This window comes from Rickettsiales bacterium (assembly GCA_025210695.1).
Lineage (GTDB): Bacteria > Pseudomonadota > Alphaproteobacteria > Rickettsiales > CANDYO01 > CANDYO01.
In genome coordinates, this window is the sequence record JAOARE010000018.1 from 118,721 (window position 1) to 126,499 (window position 7,779).

Annotated in this window: 5 protein-coding genes; 3 read left to right on the plus strand and 2 right to left on the minus strand. The window is 35.0% G+C overall.

Annotated features, from left to right (window positions below; translation table 11 throughout):
* Positions 1-10 precede the first annotated feature (10 nt).
* Positions 11-1,018 carry a phosphotransferase gene (locus N4A31_03140; GenBank protein ID MCT4635228.1) on the plus strand — a complete coding sequence of 336 codons (1,008 nt, stop codon included), beginning with the start codon at positions 11-13 and terminating at the stop codon, positions 1,016-1,018.
* Between the two features lie 35 nt (positions 1,019-1,053).
* Here N4A31_03140 and N4A31_03145 read toward each other — a convergent pair whose 3' ends face one another.
* On the minus strand, positions 1,054-1,755 hold the full coding sequence (locus N4A31_03145) for a nucleotidyltransferase family protein (GenBank protein ID MCT4635229.1): 702 nt from the start codon (positions 1,753-1,755) through the stop codon (positions 1,054-1,056).
* A gap of 146 nt (positions 1,756-1,901) precedes the next feature.
* Between N4A31_03145 and N4A31_03150 the strand changes: the two genes are divergently transcribed.
* Positions 1,902-2,855: a hypothetical protein gene (locus N4A31_03150; GenBank protein MCT4635230.1), complete on the plus strand. Its 954-nt coding sequence runs from the start codon at positions 1,902-1,904 to the stop codon at positions 2,853-2,855.
* On the opposite strand, the gene phoU is transcribed toward N4A31_03150, so the two are convergent.
* Positions 2,852-3,514 (minus strand): phosphate signaling complex protein PhoU, encoded by a 663-nt coding sequence (gene phoU / locus N4A31_03155; GenBank protein MCT4635231.1) that lies wholly within the window; start codon positions 3,512-3,514, stop codon positions 2,852-2,854. The two genes, N4A31_03150 and phoU, sit on opposite strands and share 4 nt — an antisense overlap.
* A 295-nt stretch (positions 3,515-3,809) precedes the next feature.
* Between phoU and N4A31_03160 the strand changes: the two genes are divergently transcribed.
* The coding region (locus N4A31_03160) for an ankyrin repeat domain-containing protein (protein MCT4635232.1) at positions 3,810-7,779 on the plus strand (3,970 nt) is incomplete at its 3' end.

Below are 7,779 nucleotides of genomic sequence, written 5' to 3' on the forward strand. Positions count from 1 at the left end.
ACAAATATAGATGCCAGAAAGAGAGTTATTGAAAACAAGTTTTTTAAACGAACAAAATTTTAAAAATTTAGAGAGACAAAAATTAAAAAATGATGCTTCCTTTAGAAGTTATGAAAGACTAATAACAGACAGAGGTAGTTTTATTCTTATGGATGCTCCTCCAACAAAAGAAGAGACCTTGCCTTTTATTAGAATGTCAGAATTTTTGCGCAAGAATGATTTATCGGCTCCAGAAGTTTTAGCTCAAGATACCAAAAATGGTTTTTTATTATTAGAAGATTTTGGTAATGAAAGTTTTAATAATATTCTTAATGGTAAATCTGTTTTATCAGAAGAATTAACTGAAGAAAGAGTCTATGAAAAGGCTATTGATGCTTTAATACGTCTCCATAAGCTTCCATCTATAGATATTGATTTGCCTCGTTATAATGATGCTATGTTATTGAAGGAATCAAATTGTTTTATAGATTGGTATGTTTCGGTATTAAACGGCGAAGCATCAACCAAGGAAATGAAAGAGGAATTTAATTTAATTGTTAAGCATCTGATGACTATATCTAAGCGTTTTGGTGAAGTTGTGGTTCATCGTGATTATCATGCTGATAATTTAATATGGCTGGAAGATAGGATTGCTTTTCGTAAAGTGGGGATGTTAGATTTCCAAGATGCGGTTATAGGTTCTCCGATATATGATTTAGTATCGCTTTTAGAAGATGCTAGGAGAGATGTTAGTCCTAGTTTAGCAGATAAGATGATTAAGCGTTATCTAAAGGCTTTTCCAACTTACTCTCGTAAGGATTTTAACGTGGCTTACGCAACTCTTGGAGTGCAGCGTAATTTAAAAATTATAGGTATTTTTGCTCGTCAAGCTGCAAAATATAAGAACCCTAGCTATCTATCAATGCTACCAAGAATTTGGCGCTATATTCATCATGATTTGAAAAATCCTCAATTATTGCCATTAAAACAGTGGTTAACAAAAACTGTTCCAAGCCAAATGACAATTTATAAGGGATAAGATATATTATAGTCAATCTAGCGTTTGACTATAATTTAAATCTTTGGCACTTCATTATAAGCTTTAAGGCTTCCAATGTGGAACCATTTGCCTTGAAAAATTACTCCGCATAGCTTTCCTTGAGACATTTGCTCTAAGTAAATTGGATAAAATTCTAATGTTTTTTCAGGATATTTCTCGAAGATGCGATAATCTAGTATTGTCATACCAGCATGAATAAATTCTCCCGATTCTTTATTTAAAGATAATTGCTTTTTGTCATTAAGATCAAAGTCTCCTTTGCCGTAATATCCAAATGCTTTATCTTTTTTAGCTAATAAGATTAGAATTGTCATATTGTTTGGCTGCCAATTGGCTTCTAATTCTGATAGGGAAGGGTGGTTTGAATCATCGTCAAGATATATCGCGTCGCTGTTAATTACAAAGAACGGGTCTTTACCAAAAAATTTTAAAGCATTCTTAACACCACCAGCCGTGCCAAGGAGTTCATCTTCATGGCTGAAGTGAATTTCAATTTTTTTATAAAGCGGCAAAGTTTTAACAAAGTTCTTCAGAATATCGCCCTTATAATGAGTGTTAATTACCACTTTTTCTATGTTATGTTGGTGGAGATAGTTTAAATGTCTTTCAATAAGAGATGTGCCGTGAACTAAAAGCATAGGTTTTGGAATGTCTGCAGTTAAATGCTCCATTCTGCTTCCCATTCCTGCTGCTAAAATCATTGCTTGTTTAATCATAAAGAAAAACCTCTAAATTTATTTTATATCTAGTGTAACTAAAATTAGTTTTAAGTATAGATTTAATAGAATCTTTTTCATTAATTGTTTTTTAACTAATCAGTATCTATAATTAAACGTTTATATCATTATATAAGGAAATAATTATGCCTAAAGGCACAAGAAGAAATGTAGTATTTAAAGATGGAACACAGAATCTTTATACAATATTAGGTTTTAGTGATGAGAGTACTAGTTTTAAAGAGATAAATAATGACTACAGTAAATACCTTAAGGGTGAGCTAGGAGAGCAAACTGCAGATAAAACAAAAGCCTTTGAAATGCTTACAAGCCAGGAAAATATTTCAAAAGATCCCAAAAAATCACTGACAAGAAAAGAAAGCTTCGACGCAAAATTAACAGCTGAGCGTGAGCAGCAAATTAAAGATGGAAGTATGGCTCGCCTTGACATGAGCAAAGCTAATGCTCTTTCAGGAGGTGCAACATCAAAGTTTGTAGAAGAAGGTAGTAAAATTGCTAAGTTGCATAAAGTCTTGGGGCATGTAACTTATCCCCATGTTGCAGAAAACCATCAGCCGAAAAGTGTTAATCCTAATCCTCCTTCTCCAAGAGGAGTTGCAGAGCAGATAGAATTTAATGAACAATCACAAATTTCAACTGCTAGGTCTGATGAAGAGGAAAATGCCAAAACTCATTCTTCAGAGGTGAGAGAAGTTGGTAATAAAATAAGGGAAGATAAGACAAAAGATCAAGAAAAGAATAAAGCTAATAGTTCTTCAAAAAACAGTAAAGTTATGGGGACTAATAATAAAAATACCAAACAAGATAAAAAGAAAAACGCTGAAAGAATAGCCAAAGAAGACAAAGAGAGAGCCATTTATGAAAAGCTTTACGCAGCAAGAAGTTTTGCAAGTAAAATGAGGAGAGGATTTAAGAGTGATATAAAATTAAGTGAGAAAGAACAGTTAATGATGGACGATATGATGAAGAAGGAGCTTAATGATATTAATAATATGAGTAAACAGGATATGAAAGATCTTTCCATAGCAAAAAGAGATTTTAGAAGATCTCAGAAAAAAAGTGAAGGAAGGGGGCATTAATCATCTATAATTTTATTTCCAGTGATTATGTAATGAGTTAAGTAAGACACTTTAGTTATATAATCACCAATTCTTTCAAAATTACGAGCAATTAATACTAGATCCAGTAAAGGTTTGGCGTCTTTGGGATTCATTTCCATCTGCTTTTCTAGAACATCCATAATTTTAATATAATAATTATCAATAGCTTCATCTTGAGTGCTAACTTTAGAAGCTAATGCATCATCTAAGGTTTCATAAGCCAAAATCACATCGTTAAGTGATTTATCCAATTTAGCTATCATTGCTTGAATTAATCTATCTAATTCAGAGGATAAAGATATTGGAATATACTCAATTCTATGACTAACTTTTTTTGCTAAATCACCCATTCTTTCAAAAATAACTGCCAATTTAAATGAAGCAATAACATGGCGTAAATCAACTGCCATTGGATGTCTTAGAGCAAGAACATTAATTGCAAGATTTTCTATTTCACGATCATAGTGATTAATCTTTTTATCAGTGTCATTAGCCAGCTGGACAAAACTCTTGCTGGGGTTTTTAATTGCATCATTGCCAATTCTTATTAAATCTTTGACCAAATTAGCCATATTAATCACCGAATATCTTAGTCTGTTTAGTTCGTTTTCATATGAATTGACGGTGTGTTTTCCCATTGTCTTCCTTTTGGCTTATGTTTTCTGTAGTTGGTACAGTCTAACAAATTATACCAAACTGTTACAGCAATTTTTATAATATTATAAAATATATCTATTCTTAAATGAGGAATGTGGTGAAGATTTTCATTGAGCTAATCATTAACGCAAGGGAAGGAGTAGTAATCTTTGTTCAATTATAACTATATCCATTAACCATTTATTAACTTGTGGTTGATAATGTTGTAGGGTTAATAAATAAAGCTACTGTTTTTAAAGGATAAAAGTGGCGCTAGTCAATTAGGAGAATTAGATTATGTCAAAACAACAAGGTTCAAAAGCGTTTAAAAGAGTAGGGCAAGATGTGGTAGGGAAAGTTAAATCAAGGCTTGCTACAACTAAATTGTTTGAAGGCATAAAAAGAGGAGAAGGCTGGGGTTTGCCAGCGAACGCCGCTTATAGTGATGCATTTCAAGCGGCCCAAGACATTATGCCTCAAAACCGCTCTATAGGAGGAGCTCATACTAATTTCTTTGATAATACAACTGCAGCAATAGGTATGGGGGAGGGAGGAACTCCAACCACAAATTTTCATAAAATGCCATCTCCTGGCGCTGATCCTATAGGAGTTATTGCCCTTGCATTGGTTGTGAGGCATTGTGCTTATGAGGCTAGTAAAGTAGCAGCAAAGGGGAGGCACGGAGCATATAAATATTTCAACCCAGATCCTAAAAAGCTTTCTAAAGAAGAGAAAAAGGCGCTTAAGAAGGTGAAGGAAGAAAGAAAAGAGTGGTTTGAGACCGTAGGCCACCCAACAAAAATGAAAGAGTTTTTAGAGAAACACCCTAATTTTGATGTTAATATTCCTAATGATGTTGGAAAATCCGCAGCACATATTTTGGCGGAAAATTTAAAACCTACCAGTATGAAGCTATTGATGGATCATGGAGCGCGTATAAATGCTCTAGATATGGATGGTAACACTCCTCTTCATTATGCTGTTAGGAGTGATAATAAAAGAGCTGTTGAGGATTTAGTAAAAAGAGGAGCTAATATTAATGTTGCCAACCCTAAAACTGGCAAAACACCAATAGATGTATCTCATGATGTTAGGAATCAATTACCTGATGCACTCGACATTACCGCTGAAAGAAGCGAGGTAACTGCATTATTAGATGATACAGAAAAAGCAGGTCAATCTTTAATTGCTGCGGCTAAGCAAGGAGATGAAAAGAAATTAGATAAGTTATTAGATGCATCTCCTCACTTAATAAATTATCAAAATGAAAAAGGCGAAACTCCTATCTTTGCAGCTACTCAAAGCAATAAGATGGAAGCCGCATCATTTCTAACTGAAAAGGGAGCAAATTTTGCAATAGAAAATAACGACGGTATTCATGCTGGAAATCTTGCAGCACAGCGTGTTGAAGATATTGTGCTAAACGTTAGAGATGAAGCAGATCTATCTAGAGCCTTAAAAGCCATGCCCAAGGAAATGAGGGCCTTTTCTTTGGCAGCTAGAGACGAAGAAGGAAATCAAATAATACATGTTGCTGCTGCTAATAAAAGCAATCAAGAAGTATTGAAGGTTCTTGTAGACAATGGAGCATCTCTAACCTCTGAAAATAATGCTAAGGATAAAGCCCTGGAAATAGCAACAGATGTAAATGCAAAGGAACTGACACTGGATAGCTATGGTGGTTTCGATAATCCTCCTTCCCCTGAGATGGAGTATTTAAAAGAAGCAACTGTAAGAGAGGAAGCTATCTTAAGAAAAGAGGCAAATCTTGCTCTTTTTAATAAAAAGTCAAGACAAAAAGAACAAGAGCCTGAATCTAAATCACCTATTAGAGCCATTAAAGAAGAAGGGGATAAGGCCAATACTGCGGGTGTAGAACAGGAACATAAAGAATTTATGACAAAAAGAGCTTTTGATGAATTACCATTAAATGATGCAATAGATGTGGGCAGAGCAAAGAAAAGAATAGCAAAAGATATGAAAGAGTCTAGAGCAAAAAAAGCTTTTGCTGAATTACCATTAAATTATGCAATAGATGTGGATAGAGCAAAAGAAAGAATAGAAAGTGATTCTAAGGAAATGAAAGAGTTCTACGAAAATGTGCTAGATGACTCTAACATAGAGAAAGTAAAACAAGCATTGAAGGCCAATCCTCTTTTAGCTTATGCAGTTGATAAAGATGGAGGCACTGCTCTACATTTTGCTGCTGCCAACGGTGCTGAGAAAGTTGCCGAAGCACTAATAGAGGCTGGTGCGGATGTAAATGCTCAAGATAAAAAGTTAGTTACACCTCTTCATGATGCAGTTTTTGAGAACAGGGAAAAAGTTGTATCATCTTTGATGGAGCATGGTGCTAATTTATCTGTCGAAGATGATGAAGGACGTACTGCAGCCTACTATGCTGTGCTTGATAATAAGTCTAATGATTTAGTAAAACACTTTGCTAAATCTCCTGGAGATAGAAATGGTCATACTCCATTTCATTATGCTGCCTCAGAAGGAAAATATGAGGCCGTACAGGCTTTATTAGATGCCGGAGCTGATGTAGATGCCACAGATAATCAAGGCAAAACTATGCTCCATCATGCAGTTATGGAAGATAAGCCATGGTTAATCAAATATCTGTTAGAGCAGGGGGCTAGCGTACATATTGTTGATCGTAATGATATGACTCCAGAAGATTTAGCGATTTCAACAGACAGAGTATATGAAGGAGAGAAATCTCATTTAGTAGCTGTGCTAAAAGATTATAGAGAAGCTGGTGATGCTTTAGTTGCAGCTGCTACAAAAGGTGATGAAGCTGCAGTTAAAAAGATGTTAAAAGAAGCTCCTTATCTAGTGAATTATAGAAACAATAATGATGACACTCCGCTTCATGCTGCTGCTAGCAAAGGGCATAAAGAAGTGGCAGAGTTGTTAGTAGCAAAAGGAGCAAATACTGCTATAGCAAATGACCAAGGGAAGACTGCTATGGATGTTGCTTATGGCAAAGCAAATGGTTGGTTAAAAGAGGAACTAGGGTTTAAAAATGGAGGGAAAGAAGTTGGAGATACATTAGCTGATATGAACCCCCATAAACTTGAGCAAATTCAGGGAAGAGTGGATAAAAGACAGGAGGCTATTGACACATTGGAAAGGCTGGGTAAACGTGTGATGGCAAAAAGAGATAATGCTAGAGCTGGAAGAGCCTTAATGGATGCAGCAGCCAATGGTGAAGTTGATAAAGTGAAGGAGATTTTAGAAAAAAGACCTAATTTAGTTTATGGTGAGAATTTAGAGGGCAATACAGCATTACATGTGGCAGCTGAGAATGGTCATACAGAAGTTTTAAAGCTGTTAGTTGAAAAAGGCGCTAGAGTTAGTGCTGAAAATAAAGAAGGCAAAACTGCTTTACAGGTTATTCAAGCACAGGATGAATCTTTATGGAGACATTTTTCAAATCAGCTAAATCCAGGTTTATATGAAGAACAAACAGAAGCTAAAGAGTTTTTAGAAGCTGAACAGCAAAAGTTAGATGATTTAATAAAAGGGTTAACTCCGCAAAAAGATGTGCATTTGGCAATTAAGGATGCTACTCCTGAGCAAAAAGCAGAAATGGCAAGAGAGCAAGAGGAAAAAGATGCTGAATTTGTACGAAATGAGCGTAGAGATCCTTTTGGACATAAAAATCGAGCTATGCAAGAATTAAAAGATAAGAAGGAGGCAGTTGCTAAAATAGAAAAGTTTGCTCAAGCTAATCAAGCTAAAGCTGAAGAGAAACACGCTAGAGAAAATTTAGTTCGTTTAGCTTCATCAGTATCTCCATCAGTAAATGATATAAGGCATTTGGATGTAATATTACAAGAACATCCTAAATTATTAAATACTCCTTTGAATGAAAATGGAGAAACAGTTCTGCATATAGCTGCAGAAAATGGCCATTCTGAGCTCTCAAAAGCATTGGTTGCAAGGGGCGCTAATGTTCTTCAAAAAAATGACTATGATTTACATGCATATGATTTAGCTCAAGAAAGGGCTGATAAGAAATGGGTTGGTAAAGACCAGAAAGCTGAAGAAGTTATGGACATATTAAGGTCTGCAATGACTCAAGAGAAAAGAAGATTAGCTGAGGAAGTTTTGGCTAAAGAAGCAGCTATAGAAGCTGAACAGCAAAAAGCTGAATTAACGGCTAATATAATGAATGACTTAGCAATGAGTGATTCCCTATCTAGGATAAACGAAGACAGGACGAGAGAAGATATTTCCACCAGAGACTTAAAAAATCTAA

What these genes read in the sequence shown, in the direction of transcription:
- N4A31_03140 (MCT4635228.1), top strand. Translation starts at nt 11, where the DNA reads ATGCCAGAAAGAGAGTTATTGAAAACAAGTTTTTTAAACGAACAAAAT.
- N4A31_03145 (MCT4635229.1), bottom strand. Translation starts at nt 1,755, where the DNA reads ATGATTAAACAAGCAATGATTTTAGCAGCAGGAATGGGAAGCAGAATG.
- N4A31_03150 (MCT4635230.1), top strand. Translation starts at nt 1,902, where the DNA reads ATGCCTAAAGGCACAAGAAGAAATGTAGTATTTAAAGATGGAACACAG.
- phoU (MCT4635231.1), bottom strand. Translation starts at nt 3,514, where the DNA reads ATGGGAAAACACACCGTCAATTCATATGAAAACGAACTAAACAGACTA.